Annotated in this window: 13 protein-coding genes and 2 tRNA genes; 8 read left to right on the top strand and 7 right to left on the bottom strand. The window is 57.7% G+C overall.

Annotated elements, in window-relative coordinates:
- The first annotated feature begins 3 nt into the window (after positions 1-3).
- Complete coding sequence (locus tag QPL96_RS08230) at positions 4-822, top strand: hypothetical protein (RefSeq protein ID WP_303286906.1); 819 nt, start codon at positions 4-6, stop codon at positions 820-822.
- A 161-nt stretch (positions 823-983) separates the two neighbouring features.
- On the top strand, positions 984-1,415 hold the full coding sequence (locus QPL96_RS08225; protein WP_303286905.1) for a universal stress protein: 432 nt from the start codon (positions 984-986) through the stop codon (positions 1,413-1,415).
- A gap of 59 nt (positions 1,416-1,474) precedes the next feature.
- On the opposite strand, the gene QPL96_RS08220 is transcribed toward QPL96_RS08225, so the two are convergent.
- The 5 genes from QPL96_RS08220 to QPL96_RS08200 form a co-directional block, all read right to left on the bottom strand.
- Entirely contained in the window at positions 1,475-2,143 is a 669-nt protein-coding gene (locus tag QPL96_RS08220) for a hypothetical protein (RefSeq protein ID WP_303286904.1), read from the bottom strand.
- A complete protein-coding gene (locus QPL96_RS08215; RefSeq protein ID WP_303286902.1) occupies positions 2,140-4,092 on the bottom strand; it encodes an ATP-binding cassette domain-containing protein in 1,953 nt (650 codons plus the stop codon). Before QPL96_RS08215 ends, QPL96_RS08220 begins: the two co-directional genes overlap by 4 nt.
- A gap of 2 nt (positions 4,093-4,094) precedes the next feature.
- On the bottom strand, positions 4,095-4,913 hold the full coding sequence (locus tag QPL96_RS08210) for an MOSC domain-containing protein (RefSeq protein WP_303286900.1): 819 nt from the start codon (positions 4,911-4,913) through the stop codon (positions 4,095-4,097).
- Positions 4,914-5,049: 136 nt separating this feature from the next.
- A tRNA-Gly gene (locus tag QPL96_RS08205) sits at positions 5,050-5,125 on the bottom strand.
- Positions 5,126-5,288: 163 nt separating this feature from the next.
- The gene (locus QPL96_RS08200) at positions 5,289-5,891 is read right to left on the bottom strand and encodes a DUF924 family protein (RefSeq protein ID WP_303286898.1); all 603 of its coding nucleotides are present in this window, start codon (positions 5,889-5,891) and stop codon (positions 5,289-5,291) included.
- A 101-nt stretch (positions 5,892-5,992) separates the two neighbouring features.
- On the opposite strand from QPL96_RS08200, the gene QPL96_RS08195 reads away from it, so the two are divergent.
- The 3 genes from QPL96_RS08195 to QPL96_RS08185 all read left to right on the top strand — a co-directional run bounded on the left by QPL96_RS08195 (position 5,993) and on the right by QPL96_RS08185 (position 7,592).
- Positions 5,993-6,367, top strand: a complete 375-nt coding sequence (locus QPL96_RS08195; protein ID WP_303286897.1) for a sirohydrochlorin chelatase — start codon at positions 5,993-5,995, stop codon at positions 6,365-6,367.
- Positions 6,368-6,430: 63 nt separating this feature from the next.
- Positions 6,431-7,348 (top strand): TIGR01777 family oxidoreductase, encoded by a 918-nt coding sequence (locus QPL96_RS08190; protein ID WP_303286895.1) that lies wholly within the window; start codon positions 6,431-6,433, stop codon positions 7,346-7,348.
- Positions 7,349-7,516: 168 nt separating this feature from the next.
- Positions 7,517-7,592, top strand: a tRNA-Glu gene (locus QPL96_RS08185).
- Positions 7,593-7,638: 46 nt separating this feature from the next.
- Here the strand turns inward: QPL96_RS08185 and ccoM are convergent.
- Positions 7,639-7,791, bottom strand: coding sequence for a cytochrome c oxidase subunit CcoM (gene ccoM / locus QPL96_RS08180; protein ID WP_303286894.1), 153 nt, complete (start codon positions 7,789-7,791; stop codon positions 7,639-7,641).
- Positions 7,792-8,031: 240 nt separating this feature from the next.
- Here ccoM and QPL96_RS08175 point away from each other — a divergent pair, with 240 nt between their 5' ends.
- From QPL96_RS08175 to pta, 3 genes are read left to right on the top strand one after another with little or no spacing between them, the layout of a single operon-like run.
- Positions 8,032-10,443 carry an EAL domain-containing protein gene (locus QPL96_RS08175; RefSeq protein WP_303286893.1) on the top strand — a complete coding sequence of 804 codons (2,412 nt, stop codon included), beginning with the start codon at positions 8,032-8,034 and terminating at the stop codon, positions 10,441-10,443.
- A gap of 27 nt (positions 10,444-10,470) precedes the next feature.
- Positions 10,471-11,688 carry an acetate/propionate family kinase gene (locus QPL96_RS08170; protein WP_303286892.1) on the top strand — a complete coding sequence of 406 codons (1,218 nt, stop codon included), beginning with the start codon at positions 10,471-10,473 and terminating at the stop codon, positions 11,686-11,688.
- Between the two features lie 6 nt (positions 11,689-11,694).
- Positions 11,695-13,857 (top strand): phosphate acetyltransferase, encoded by a 2,163-nt coding sequence (pta, locus tag QPL96_RS08165; protein WP_303286891.1) that lies wholly within the window; start codon positions 11,695-11,697, stop codon positions 13,855-13,857.
- Between the two features lie 15 nt (positions 13,858-13,872).
- Here pta and der read toward each other — a convergent pair whose 3' ends face one another.
- Positions 13,873-15,294 carry a ribosome biogenesis GTPase Der gene (gene der / locus QPL96_RS08160; protein WP_303286890.1) on the bottom strand — a complete coding sequence of 474 codons (1,422 nt, stop codon included), beginning with the start codon at positions 15,292-15,294 and terminating at the stop codon, positions 13,873-13,875.
- Positions 15,295-15,299: the final 5 nt, after the last annotated feature.

The following is a 15,299-nucleotide window of genomic DNA, read 5'->3' as shown; positions in this document are numbered from 1 at the left end:
CCGATGAAAGACACCAACCTGCGGATACGCTCCCTTGTAGCCGCACTCGTTCTCCTTGCACTGATTTCCATGGGTGCCCGCGCCCAGGGCGGCGCCGACGGATTCCTCTCCGACCTCCATAATTTCCGGGTCAGCAACTACATCGCCCTGGACGCCTACTACCGCTTCAGTGGAACTGGCGATACCGATACCCTGAACGAGATTGTGCAGGGCATCAACTCAGCCAACGACTCCATGAATTCCATCGCCGGCAGTAGTTCCGGTGTGCTGTCCGCCGAACAGATTGAAAAGCTGAACCAGGAGTTCGACAAGTTCAAAAACCTGATGCGCAGCAACATCAATGATGTGCGTAACCAGGGCTACCCGGACTTGCGGCTGGTTTCCGATATGGCGAACCAGGCCCTCACCATGAATGAGAAGGCGACCGAACTATATCAGGTAGCCCGGGAAAACTCCGGGACGACAACAACCCCCCGGGTCGAGGCGGCCCGTTCAGCCGCTGTAAAAATGGCCCAGATGATGGCCAAGTATTCAGTGCGCACCAACTCGTCGGTTTCCCAGACCTTCCAGGGCTCCGCTACCGAGACGCCGCTCGACGAGCAGGCGCGGGAACTGGATGCGTTGCTGGAATCTGTTATGCAGGGTCAGGGCTCACCGGAATTAAGCGCGGCGTTTAACAACATCTCATCCAAGTGGCAGTTTATCCGTGGCTCTTATATCAACTACAACGAGAAGAATGTGGGCTTCGTGATCGACCGGTATTCCAAGGGCATCCTGAAGGGCCTGGCTAATGCCATAGAGCTCTTACAAGGCAACGCCTGACCCCTCTCCTCTTTATTCTGGCGGGCCTGATTGCCTGCCAGAAAAGCGCTTTTTCCGCCGCCTTTATTGATGCCTGTCAGTTTCCCGCTACACTTTTGCGATTGGATTTAAGATACTATCCCCTCATGACCATATCATCCCGTGCGCGAAGGAGCGATGCCATGTCCGCCTACAAGAAAATGCTTGTTGCCATTGACCTGACCGAAGAGGCCCCACAGGTGCTCAACAAGGCGAAAGCCATGAGCGAAGCCTATAGCGCAGAGCTGATGCTGGTTCATGTGGTTGAGCCCGTAGGCTACGCCTATGGCGGTGACATACCAATGGATCTGACCGAACTTCAGGATCAACTCGACAAAGCCGCCCGTGAGCAGTTGGGCGCCTACGGTGACCAGTACGGAGTTTCCGGGACAAACCAGGTCGTTACGGTCGGGCGCCCGGAATCAGAAATCCACAGGCTTGCCAAAGAGCAGGATGTGGACCTTGTGATTGTTGGTAGCCACGGGCGAAAGGGCTTCCAGCTTTTGTTGGGCTCAACTGCCAATGGCGTTCTGCACGGCACCGAATGCGATGTTCTCGCCGTTCGGATTCACTGACGGTTGCAGAACAGAAAGCCCGGGATCTGATCCGGGCTTGTACTGTAAGACAGGGCCTGTCAGGCCCCTTCCCCGCCCATTTTTGCCTCAAGCTTACGCAGCTGGCTTTCCAGGGAGAAGCTGACGCTCGACGCCATCGAAAAGAAGTTCAGTAGCGCCTTCAGATTGCTGTCCCCCTTGCAAACCGAATGAATACGCTGCCATAGGGCCTGATTGACCAGCTGCAACCTCTGATTCCTCTCCACAAGGCCCTTCAGGTCCCAGTCCGGGGCTTGGTGATTCCGTTTCGCGAAGTATTGCTGCAACAGGTAGTGGGAAACACTGCGCATGATAAATTCATCGGTATTCGCGAACGGCAGATGATGAACTGCCATTGGCTTGAGCTCTGACAGTACCGGACACCCACTGGTTGCCATTTTCAGCCCGAGCAAAGATCTGAGGGCTTCTTCCAGGGCAGTCTGTTTCAGGTAGCTGCGCCGCTCATCAGTAACCTGAACTTCAACCTTCTGGTAGGCATCTTCCGCCTGAAATGCTTCGACAACGGGCAGTATTTCAGTGGCTGCGGGGCAATAAGGCGTATCTGAAGCCTTCAACGGGCAGTTACTGCACTGACAGTGCCCAAGCTTGGTCCACGAGGGTAAAGGCCCGGATGCCGGCGACGGTCGATCAGTGACTGTAAACTCGACGGTACGCCCGTCCTGAAACCTGAAATTGTAATTGATATTCATTGATTTGCCTGTTCTTCCAGCTCCATCCACCGCTCGATAACCTTCTCCAGACGGTTTTCCTTTTCCGTCAATGCTTCCAGAGTGGCCGAGACTTCGTTCGGTGGGCCTGAGTAAAAATCAGCCAAGGAAATCTTTTCCTTCAGGCCGGCGACTTCCTGCTCCAGCGCCCCGATCTGCCCGGGTAGCTGTTCGAGCTCCAGTTTGAGTTTATAGCTCAGCTTGACAGGCTTGCTCTTTTCCGGGGGCGCTGCCTGTTTTGCGCTTCCTGGCACCTTTTTTTCACTTTCTTTGGCGGTTTCCTTACCGGGTTTTCTGATTTTGTCCTGTTTGTCCGGCCGATTACCAGTCGCTTCGGAGGGAAAACGCCCGCCCTGCCGACGCCAGTCGGTGTAACCGCCGACAAACTCACGCACTTTGCCCGATCCATCCAGGAAAACCGTTTCAGTGATCACATTATCAAGAAACTCCCGGTCGTGACTGATCACGACCACTGTTCCGGCAAATTCCGCCAACTGTTCTTCCAGCAGTTCCAGGGTTTCCACATCCAGATCGTTGGTCGGTTCATCAAGCACCAGAATGTTCGCTGGCTTGCTGAACAGCTTGGCAAGCAGCAGCCTCGCACGTTCACCACCAGAGAACACACTGACCGGCGACCTGGCCCGCTCCGGTGTGAACAGGAACTCCTGCAAATAACCGAGCACATGCTTGCTCTGGCCATTAATATCAATGAATTCCCGACCCTCGGAAAGGTTATCCAGGGCATTCCGGGTCAGATCCAGCTCCCCGCGAAGCTGATCGAAATAGGCCACTTGCAGATTGGTACCCAGACGCACCGACCCTTCAGTTGGTTCCAGGTCTCCGAGCAAAAGCCGAACCAAAGTCGTTTTGCCGGTTCCGTTTTCCCCCACAAGGCCGATCTTGTCACCCCTGAGGATAGTCAGGTTCATATCGCTGATCACCGGCGTACCATCAGGATAGGCGAAGCCTGCATCCCGGGTTTCAACAACCAGTTTTCCGGAACGGGCTGCATCCTCCACCGCGAAGGTTGCGGTACCGCCACGTACCCTGCGTTGCCGGTGTTCCTCGCGCATGGCCCGGAGGGCGCGCACCCGGCCCATGTTGCGGGTTCTGCGCGCCTTGATACCCTGGCGAATCCAGGCTTCTTCCTGCTTGAGCCGCTTGTCAAACAGCGCGTTCTGGCGATCTTCCTCCTCCAGCGCTTTTCCCTTCAGTTCAAGGTAGCGGTCATAGGTGGCGGCAAAGCTCACGAGCCTGCCCCGATCCAGCTCAACAATCCGGGTGGCCATGCGCCGGATAAACGCCCGGTCGTGGCTGACAAACAGCATGGCGCCACGGAACTGGCCCAGAGCCTCTTCCAGCCAGGCGATGGCAGGCACATCGAGGTGGTTGGTGGGTTCGTCCAGCAACAGGATGTCCGGATCAGCTACCAGGGCTTTTGCCAGCAGCACACGGCGTTGCCAGCCGCCGGACAGCGTGTTCAGTGTCTGATCGGGATCGACACCGTACTGGCCGAGAATGGTGGTTACCTTCTGATCCAGCCGCCAGCCATCCAGGGCTTCCAGGCGCTCCTGGACCTTCATCAGGCGGTCCAGGCCCGACTCATCCGCATGCTGGGAAAGCTGATGAAACTCCGCCAGCAAGGTTCCGGTTTCCGGAAACGCACCGGCAACCACTTCATAGGCTGTGCGGGAATCCTCCGATGGCAGGTTCTGCGGCAGCACTGCAAGCACTGCGCCGTCGTCCAGGCGCACCACCCCGCCATCAGGCACCACTTCCCCAGTGACAATCCTGAGCAGGGTCGACTTGCCTTCGCCATTGCGTCCCAACAGGCACGCGCGCTCTCCGGCGTCGATTACCAGCGATGCCTGGTCCAGCAGCGGGTGCATTCCAAAAGCCAGGGAGACTGAGTCCAGCGTTAACAAAGGCACGTTTATTTTGACTCCGATTTGTTGATGGTAACAGGATCACCAACCCGGATACTTCCCGGTGATTCATGAATGGCGTTCTGGCCGAAGATCACGCCGTCCGGCGTCCTGCGATAGCCTGACAGGGTTCTGAGCGGCTGCAAGGCGGCGTCCTTTTTGCCCGTTGCGGGATCCACGGTGGTCACCACACAGCGGGAACAGGGCTTCACAACACTCAGACGGTTGTTGCCAATGGTCAGCTGCTGCCAGCTGTCCTCATCCCAGGGCTGCGCACCCTCCACCACGATGTTGGGCCGGAACCTGCGCATCTCTACCGGAGCATCGAGGCGCCCGTTCAGCTCCATCAGCGAAGCGGTATTGGTAATCAGGAACGGAAAACCGTCAGCAAAGCCTACACGCCGGTATTCATCCACCCGTCCGGCATCAACACGGCGAAATGAACTGTCCGGCATATAGACAAACCGGAGAGACTTGCCGCAGAACCGGCTTAACGCCTCGCCGGCTTCAGGCTGTCCCATAACGGCCTTGACCCAGTCACGCCAGACCAGGACCCGAACCTCTGCGCCGGCCGCATCTGTCTCATCAATAGCCATCAGGGGAAACGCACCCTCACCCGGAATGTCGACAACCACATTGCCACCCTCCAGCGCGGTAGCAACCAGCGCCAGCTCCGGATGCTCCCTCTGGGTCACAAAACGGCGGTCATCGTCGACAATCATCCAGCGTCTGTCGGCGACCGGGCCGAAATCATCAGTGTCAAACCGGCTTACCTCAATGCCGGACAGGGACTTGACGGGGTATATAAACAGTGAATGTACCTTCATGGCGGACATGCCTCCCCCACAGAATCAGGATATGAAACAGGCTGCCGAGTATACCTGACCACGAGCCATGGCGCCGGGTTTGTGGTGGTTGAATACGAAAAAACCCGGCCTTTTTCAAGACCGGGTTTTCTGAATCTGGAGCGGGAAACGAGATTCGAACTCGCGACCCCAACCTTGGCAAGGTTGTGCTCTACCAACTGAGCTATTCCCGCACGGATGATCGGCTGGTACCGACAACGGAGGGGTATTCTACGGATACAACGGGCGCCGTCAACCACTTTTATCAGGTTTTTTCCCGTCGGAATTGTGTTGTCGCACTTGGGGAATCGTTCAATTTCGGCATCTCTGGCCAATAAGGGCTCACAAAAAGCCGCTCTATTGACCAAATCGCCGGCCACTCTGCAAGTAAACCTCTTCTTCTGCCGTGGATGCACGCCCCAGAGCCTTGTTCCGGTGTGGGAAACGGCCGAACCTGATGGTAATGTCGCGGTGATCCCGGGCGGACTGAAGAAAGCTACCCATAAAATCCGCAAGGAGCCCCTCAGCACTCCGGGCAAGCTGCTCGTAGCATTCCACAGACATGTCCTGGTCTTCCTTGCACTCGGAGTGCTGCAGGGGCATATACAGGAAAGCCCTCTGAACCGGAGGAAGCAGCATATCCTGCCCCTTGCGCATGGCCTGCCTGCAGAGTTTCCGGGCCTGCCGATCCTGATCAAACGCCATCGCGCCGCCCCGGAAGATGTTTCTGGAAAACTGATCGAGCAGCAGAATCTCTGCCAGTATGCCACCGGCTTCCCGCCGCCAGTGCTCCAGCCCCTGCTCCGAAGCGAACAGCACCAGGGAAAGGAAGCGGCGGCGGATCTCCTGGTCAAACCCGCGGTCTGACCGGAACCATTTGTTTCTGTGGTCACTGTCTGGCAACCCATGCTCATCCAGTTCACCAAACCAGAAATCCAGAATCTCTTTCCAATCGAACATTCTGTGTCACCCTGTTATTTTAGATGCTGCTACGCCCGATTCCGGGGCTAAGGCTCAGGACCTACGACAGGCCCCATCAGACTGACCACTCAGGAGAAGCAATGAACGGCCCCCGCATTATTCTGTTGGCACACGGAAGCCGTGACAAGCGCTGGTGTGAAACCTTCGAACAGCTTGCCGCACCCACACTCAAGGCTGTCGATAATGCCCGGATTGCCTACATGGAGCTGGCCCATCCATCCATGGACACTGTCATAGCAGAGGGCGTCGCGGAAGGGGCCAAAAGCTTCACCATCGTCCCCCTGTTCCTGGCGGCCGGGCGCCATCTGCGCAAGGATGTTCCCGCGATGATCGAAGAACTCGAGCGCACCCATGGCACCAGCATCCATCTGGCGCCGCCGATCGGTGAAAATCCACTTCTCGGACAGGCCATCCGGGATGCTGTTATGCTTGAACTGGAGCAGACACGATCCTGAATGGGGCGCCTAAATGCACGCGTGTGCAAGCGTATCGACCAGACTGCGACGGGAGGGAACATCATGACAAAGAGGACTCTGATTACCGGCGGTACCGGCTTCATCGGGCACGTGCTGTGCCGTGAACTGCTGGCGCGCAATCATGAGCTGACCGTTTTCAGCCGGCAACCGTCAGAAACGGTCAAAGCCTGCTGCGGCCGGGTTGAAGCCGTCCGTGATTTGCAACAACTCCGTTCCCACCCCGGGTTCGATTCCGTCATCAACCTGGCTGGCGAAGGCATTGCTGACAAACGCTGGTCCGAAGCTCGTAAACAGCAACTCCGGGACAGCCGGATCAATGTCACCGAAACACTCGTGGACGTGATCCGCAGCTGGGAACGGGCTCCCGAGGTCATGGTCTCGGGCTCAGCGGTTGGTTTTTATGGAGACCAGGGCCCGGCCATGGTCACGGAAGAGACCAGCCCACATGATGAGTTTACCCACCGCCTTTGCCGGGACTGGGAAAATGCCGCGCTCCGCCTTGCCGGCGACGGTGTACGAGTGTGCCTGTCGCGAACAGGTGTTGTGGCCGGCCCGGGGGGCGGCTTTCTGGAACGCATGATACTGCCCTTCAAACTTGGCCTCGGCGGCCGGCTCGGCAGTGGCACGCAGTATATGCCATGGGTCCACCGGGACGATGTTGTCGAAGCCCTGATCTGGATGGTCGAGAACACCAGCGCTTCAGGACCGTTCAACGTGGTCAGCCCCAACCCGGTGACCAACGCCGAATTCACCCGTTGCCTCGGCAGGGTTCTGCACCGCCCCACTGTGTTTCCCGCTCCGGCACCGGTGCTCAAGGTCGCACTGGGGGAAATGGCGTGCCTGCTCCTGACAGGCCAGCAGGCCATTCCGGCAAGACTCACCGGGGCTGGATTCCAGTTCCGGTATCCCGAGCTGGAGAAGGCGCTGGCCCATTCCGTGAATCCGGGGGCGGCAAGGTAACAGTAGTCCGAGTATGGACCGGCGCCTCACTGCTGCTGGCAGAGGCCTTCAGCTGGGGCATTCCACCCGTCAACGACTGTAACTTTCTCAAAAAAAGGCGTTGACACTCCCCGGAGCCTTACTTAATATACGCGCCACCTCGACGAGGCAAGGTATTGAAAACGTTGCGTCCCCTTCGTCTAGTGGCCTAGGACTCCGCCCTTTCACGGCGGCAACAGGGGTTCGAACCCCCTAGGGGACGCCAATTTTCCTGATTTGAGGCTCCGGCATTCCTTACCTGCCCGGCCACGTCAAACCGGTTTCTGGCCGTGATCGACTTCTTTCCTGTCCTCATGTCCGTGCGCCTTCTGATCCTTCATCACGAAGATGCCAACACCCAAGAAAAACCCTACCACCAGCAATACAGTTGCGATACCTGCGATAACAACGGCGTCCATATACATTTTTCTTCTCCTTCCGGCAGTAAACTTGATGAAACTCAGATTACGCCCGGCATGCCTGCATGTTATTGATCCAGGTCAACAGAGTACGTGCAGGTTGTATCCGCTTTAATGCTGAATCACAACACATTTCTTTCGATTTTTCCTGCATTTGCAAGGCATTCGAAAGAAACTGCTGCTATAGTCGGAATCAAGGGCAATTCTCCGATCTCCTAACCGGTTTGGGTGGCTGAAGTTTACGACATGCCAAAACTGTCGACGCGTCTCCAAGGTTTTCGCACTGGCTCCCCGCTGTCCTTCAGGCTGCTGGCCTGGATTCTTCTGTTCAGCTCTGCTTTTACCCTGGTAGCCTCGGCCCTGCAGATCTATTCCGATTACCAAAAAGATCTGTCGCAGATTCACGACCGCATGCAGGTTGTTGAAGCCAGCTATGCATCCAGCCTGGCACGGAGCCTCTGGTCTCTGGACCAAAAACTGCTGCAGACCCAGATGGAAGGTATTCTCAGCCTACCCGATGTGATCCACCTGCGACTGCGGATCGACCCGGATTCGGAGCTGGTAATGGGTGACATCCCCCGGGGAGCAAAAACCACGACCCACAGTTTCGGCCTGGTTCACCAGGGCGATGAAATGTTCAGACTGGGCGAGCTTACAATCACAGCGGATCTTGACCGGGTATACGATGAACTGCAGCGCAAAGTAGGGATCATCCTGTTCACCCAGTTCCTGAAGACGTTCTTTGTTTCCATACTGATTATCTGGATCTTCCAGCATTTCGTGGTACGCCACCTGACAACAATGGCCAACTATGCCCGCGACTTTTCACTGAAAACCACTTCGGAACCTCTCACCCTGGACCGTCCGAACACCCCAGCAAACCGTCATGATGAACTCGGGCGGGTTACCGATGCCATCAATCAGATGCGCGAACGGCTTAACGCGGATATGGAGCAGCAGCAAAAAGATGCCGCTGAAATCCGGAAATTTTCCAAGGCCATTGAGCAAAGCCCTTCCTCCGTTCTGATCTGTGACCGGCAGTGGCGTATTGAATTTGCCAACCAGAAATTTACCCAACTAACCGGTTACGACGCCCAATCCATTCTGGGCAAACACCCTGGCGCGCTTGGGGAAAACGACATTGAAAACCGACAAAACCGGCACCTGTGGCAGTCCATTCGACTGCAGGTGCAACGTGTCGGAGTGTGGCAGGGGGAAATAAACAGCGTTCGGCGCAACGGCGAACGGTTCTGGGAACAGCTGATTGTTACCCCCATCAAGGATAAGTCGGGCGGCACTACCGGGCACCTGATCCTTGGCGAAGACATCAGCATCAGAAAACGGTATGAGCAGCAACTGCTGCGCCAGGCCAACTACGACATCCTGACCGGCCTGCCCAACCGGATGCTGGCGCTGGATCGCCTGAAGCTGGCGCTGGCCCAGGCGCGACGCGAGAGCACCCTGGTGGGTGTGATGTTCCTCGATCTGGACAACTTCAAGCACATCAACGATACCCTTGGTCACGACGCCGGCGACAATATGCTGATTGAAGCGGCACGCCGGATCTCCAGCTGCCTGCGGGGCACCAGTACGGTTGCCCGCCTCGGTGGCGATGAGTTTCTTGTCATACTGCCTGGCCTGACCGGTCCGGAGGCCTCGTCCCAGGTTGCAGAGCGTATTCTCAAGACATTCGCACCGCCCTACATACTGAATGGCCAGGAAGTATTCGTGACGACAAGTATCGGGATTGCGATCTTCCCGACAGACTCCGACAACAGCGGCACCCTGCTTCAGCACGCCGATGCCGCCATGTACCAGGCCAAGCACAAGGGTAAGAGCGCCTATGCCCATTTCGCCCCGGAAATGACTGAGGTGTCCCACGAGCGTCTGAAGATGGAGTCCAGTCTGCGGCGTGCCCTGGAGCTAAAGGAATTCGAGCTCTACTTCCAGCCCATCGTGAATACGAATTCCGGCAACCTTTGTGCTGTCGAAGCGCTGCTGCGCTGGAATAATCCCGCCATGGGCATGGTGATGCCGGATCGCTTCATCCCGCTGGCGGAGGAAACCGGCCTGATCACGCCTATCGGCGAGTGGGTTCTCGAGCAGGCCTGCCGGGCGGCGACGGTTTGGAAGCGGTCTACCGGCAGGGACATCGGCATCTCCGTCAATGTCTCCCCCCGCCAGTTCCGGGATCCCGGGTTTACCGAGACCGTGATGCATGCGCTCTCAGCCAGCGGCCTGGCGCCGGAACAGCTGGAACTGGAAATTACCGAACGCCTGATCCTGGACAACTCCATCGAGACCGCGGAAATCCTGCGCCAGCTCGACAAAGCCGGCGTTCGCTTGTCAGTCGACGATTTTGGTACCGGCTACTCTGCGCTCAGCTATCTGAAAAGCTATCCGTTTGATACCCTGAAAATTGACAAGTCCTTTGTTCAGGATGTCATGAAGGAGCCTGAAGATGCCTCCCTTGTCCGGGCGATCATCAACATGGCCCATAGCCTGGGCCTGCGGGTCATCGCTGAAGGGGTGGAAGAAGAAGCACAGACCCATTTCCTGAAAAAGGAAAACTGCGACTTCTCCCAGGGGTATTTCTACAGCCGCCCCCTGCCAGCCCCGGAGTTTGACGCCTGGCTCACCGACAATCATCGGGTATAGATTAAAAACCGCCGGAACCTCAACTCCATGGAAGACACCATACTTGTCGTCAATTGCGGCAGCTCATCGCTGAAACTTGCACTGTTTGACGGCCAACACCGTAAACTGGCGTCGGCTCTGGCAGAGCGTCTTAATCAGAACGATGCCTTTGCACGCATTGCTGGCGATAAGGACACCATTCCCCTGAAGCCGGGCACATCGCATGATGCGGCACTTGAGGCAATGGTCAGTGCATTCCGGGATCGTCAGCTGATAACTTCCGTGCCCGCGGCCATCGGCCATCGGGTGGTTCATGGTGGAGAAACCTTTCGCGAAGCGGCCCTTATCGACGAGGACGTTGTCAGCGCCATTGAAGAGTGCGCCGGACTGGCTCCCCTGCACAACCCGGTCAATCTTTCGGGTATCCGGGCAACCCTCGCGCTGTTTCCCGGTGTCCCTCAGGCGGCGGTTTTCGACACCGCCTTTCACCAGACCCTGCCAAAACATGCATTCCTGTATGCCCTTCCGGAAGCCTGGTATCAGCACTGGGGCGTACGCCGCTACGGATTTCACGGCACCAGCCATGCCTTTATGGCCGCCGAGGCGGCCCGCTTGCTGGCCAGGACACCGGCAACCACGTCTGTCATTTCCGCCCATCTGGGTAATGGTTGCAGCATTACCGCCATCCGCGATGGCAGCAGCGTGGATACCAGCATGGGCCTGACCCCGCTTGAAGGCCTGGTGATGGGCACCCGGAGTGGAGATGTAGATCCGGGCCTGTTTGACTTTCTGCGCAGCAAGGGCGTTGCGGCCGACGAGATTCATCGGGTTTTGAACCAGGAAAGCGGCCTGCTGGGTCTGTCCGGGCAGACCAATGATATGCGGTCATTGTGCGAGCTCGCCGACCACGGCCATGAACCCTCCAGAACAGCCATTGATGTTTTCTGCTTCCGTCTGGCCAGGTACATTGGCGCCATGATGGCGTCGCTCCGGCATCTGGATGCCCTGGTATTCACCGGGGGCATCGGCGAGAACAGCGCCCGGGTGAGGCAGGACACCATCAGCCATCTGCACCTCATGGGTTTTGAGCTCAGCGAGGATCTCAACAAACACCATGGCAAATTCAGTGACCGCCGGATTGACAGTGCCGGTTCCCGGTTCCCGGTTCTGGTGATTCCCACCAACGAGGAGCTGGCTATTGCGCGGGAGGCCTCACGGCTTGCCGGCGCGGCGGACCCGGCCTCACCACCACCCGTTACCAGGTAAACGATAATGGCAAAAAGTCTCTTTATTGCACCAACCTCCATGGACTCCGGCCTGACCGCCGTGTGCCTCGGGCTGTTACGCGCCCTTGAACGGGTTGGCGTGAGTGTCGGTTTCTATAAGCCCTTCAGCCAATCCGTCCACCGTGCCGAATCCAGGCACAACGACGGCCAGGATTCATCGGCGGCCTTTGTCCGGACCAGCAGCCACCTGAATCCGCCGGAACCGATTCCTTTAAAGGAAGCCCAGCAACTGCTCAACCGGGGCAAATCCGATTTCCTGCTCGAAACAGTGGTGGGCGAGTACCAGAAGGTCGCCCGAGAGGTGGATGTGGTGATTATCGAAGGGCTGGTACCGGATCGCAGTGAGGCCTATATTGCACGGCTCAATGTGGAGGTTGCCCGCAACCTGGGGTCGGAGGTTATCCTGGTCAGCACACCCAAAACCCTGGATGCCCAACAAATGGATGAGGAGCTGGATTTTTCCTCGCGCCTGTTCGCCAACCCGAGCGATCCCGATGTTATTGGCGTCATCCTCAACAAGGTCGGAGAGCCGGAACAGGCCGGACTTGAACTCCGTTCCAACAGCAACCACCCGGCCCCGGCCACCATTGATTACCGGAGCCAGTGCAAGGTCTTCAGCGAAGGCCGGTTTCGCCTCATTGCCGAGATTCCCTGGCAGCCGGAGCTGCTCGCCCCGCGGGTTTCCGACATCGCCAGGGAGCTCGGGCTGCCCGTGCTGAATGAAGGCCAGATGCACTCCCGGCGGGTTCAGAAGGTTTCGGTGTGTGCAAGGACCATCCGGAACATGACAGAAACACTGAGGCCAGGCACGTTAATGGTAACGCCGGGAGACCGTGAAGACATTGTGGTCACCACAGCAGTTGCCGCGCTAAATGGTGTTCCGCTGGCGGGGTTGATGCTCACCGGCGGATTCATGCCGGACCAACGGGTGATAGATCTGTGCCACCGGGCCCTCGATACCGGCCTGCCGGTTCTCGGTTCCGATGCCAACACCTATGAGACGGCCCGCATGCTGGCTAACCTGTCTTCCGCCATCCCCATCGATGATCCGGACCGCATCGAAAAGGCCATGGAATCGGTTGCGACCCGAATAGACACAGACTGGCTGCAGCAGCACCTCAAGGTCGAACGCCAGAGCCGGCTTTCTCCCCCGGCTTTCCGGTATCAGCTTTCAGAACGCGCCCGCGCTGCCAATAAACGAATTGTCCTGCCGGAGGGCTGCGAGCCACGAACCGTTCAGGCGGCCATCATCTGTCACCAGCGTAAGCTGGCCCGGTGTGCCCTGATTGGGAACGCGTCCGAGATTCGCCGGGTTGCCGCTTCCCAGGATCTGAAGTTGCCGGAAGATATCGAGATCATTGATCCTTCCGATGTGCGTGAGCGCTATATCGGGCCGATGGTGGAACTGCGTAAACACAAGGGGCTTACCCCGGACATGGCCGAAGCCATGCTTGAGGACAACGTTGTCCTGGGAACCATGATGGTGGCTCTGGATGAAGCCGATGGGCTGGTGTCAGGCGCCATTCACACCACCGCCAACACGGTTCGCCCTGCCCTGCAACTGATCAAAACCCACGACCAGGCGAAGGTCGTGTCATCCGTGTTTTTCATGTTGCTTCCTCAGCAGGTGGTGGTTTACGGCGACTGCGCCATTAACCCCGACCCGAATGCCGAGGAGTTGGCCGACATTGCCATTCAGAGTGCGGAATCAGCCGAAGCCTTCGGCATTGAGCCTCTGGTGGCAATGATCAGCTACAGTACCGGTGAATCGGGGAGCGGTCAGGATGTCGACAAGGTAAGGGAAGCCACCCGTATTGCCCGCAAGCGCAGGCCGGATCTGCTGATTGACGGGCCCTTGCAGTACGACGCCGCAGCGATAGAGAGCGTCGCCAGGAGCAAGGCCCCTGACAGCAAGGTGGCGGGCAGGGCCACGGTGTTTGTATTCCCCGATTTGAACACCGGGAACACCACCTATAAAGCGGTTCAGCGCAGCGCCAATGTCGTCAGTATCGGCCCGATGCTGCAGGGTCTCCGGAAACCGGTCAACGATCTCTCCAGGGGTGCGCTGGTCGAAGACATCGTCTTTACCATCGCGCTCACTGCGGTCCAGGCCAAACAGGTTGAAAACGCCGGGCTCAGCGAAAGCTGAGGTTATACCCCGGAATCAGCGCTTGAGGCTTTTCTGGCGCTTTTTCTTCGGGCTGGGCCCCTGTTTCCGGTCGTTATCCTTTTTCACCTTCTGGCGCGGCGTCAGCCGATCAACCTTGCTGGCAAACGGGTTTTCCCCGGCCCGGAATTCAAACCGGATGGGCGACCCGATAACGTTCAGCACCTTGCGGAAGGTGTTCTCAAGATAACGCTTGTAAGAGCCGGGCAGCGCATCCACCTGATTGCCGTGAACAACAATGACCGGCGGATTCGAGCCACCCTGGTGGGCGTAACGGAGCTTGATTCGCCGCCCCTGCACCATCGGTGGCTGATGCTGGGCGACGGCGTCCTGCAAGATTGCCGTCAGGCGATTGGTTGGCCACTTGGCCATGGCAGAGTCGTAGCAGGCTTCGACCGATTCGTACATAACGCCAACGCCGGACCCGTGAAGTGCAGAGATGTAGTGCTTGTCGGCGTAATCGAGAAAATCGAGGCGACGCTTGACCTGCTCCTTCACCCTGGCCCGGTCTTCGGGGTCCATTCCATCCCATTTGTTCACCGCGATGACCAGTGAGCGGCCCGCATCCAGAACAAAGCCGACCAGGTGCAAATCCTGATCCACCAGTCCCTGCCGGGCATCAATCACCAGAATCACGACATGGGCATCATCAATTGCCTGCAGTGTTTTGATAATGGAAAACTTCTCGACCGCTTCGCTGACATTCTTACGGCGGCGAACACCGGCGGTGTCAATCAGCGTGTACTGTTTGCCCTGGCGCTCGTAGGGGACGTACACGCTGTCCCGGGTTGTGCCCGGCATGTCGAAAACGACCACCCGGTCCTCGCCAAGCATGCGGTTCACAAGGGTCGACTTGCCCACATTCGGGCGCCCCACCACGCCAATGCGAATACCTGGATATCGATCTGCCCGGTCCTCTTCTTCCCGATCTTCCTCGGAGGGCAAGAGAATCTCCAGCATTGACCGGATACCCCGGTTATGGGAGGCGGCAATCAGGAAGGTGGATGCGAAGCCCAGGCTGTAAAAGTCTGCTGCTGCGATATCTGGGTCCTGACCATCGGTCTTGTTCACGACCAGGTGGGCCTGCTTGCCAGAACGGCGCATATGATCAGCAATGAGTTCATCGCCCGCTGTCAGCCCGGCACGGCCATCCACCAGGAACAGAACAATGTCGGCTTCTTCCACGGCCTGCATGGACTGCCGTGCCATCTCAAGATCCAGCCCCTGTTCGTCTCCGGTGAGACCACCAGTATCAATAACAATGAAGCGCTGGCCCTCGTAGCTGCCCTCGCCGTATTTGCGATCTCGGGTGAGGCCGGGGAAGTCGGCAACCAGGGCATCCCTGGAACGGGTCATCTGGTTGAACAAAGTCGATTTGCCAACGTTAGGACGTCCGACAAGGGCAATTACTGGGGTCATAATAG

This window comes from Marinobacter sp. SS8-8 (assembly GCF_030540945.1).
Classification (GTDB): Bacteria; Pseudomonadota; Gammaproteobacteria; order Pseudomonadales; family Oleiphilaceae; genus Marinobacter.
This window is presented reverse-complemented; position numbering and strand designations above follow the sequence as displayed.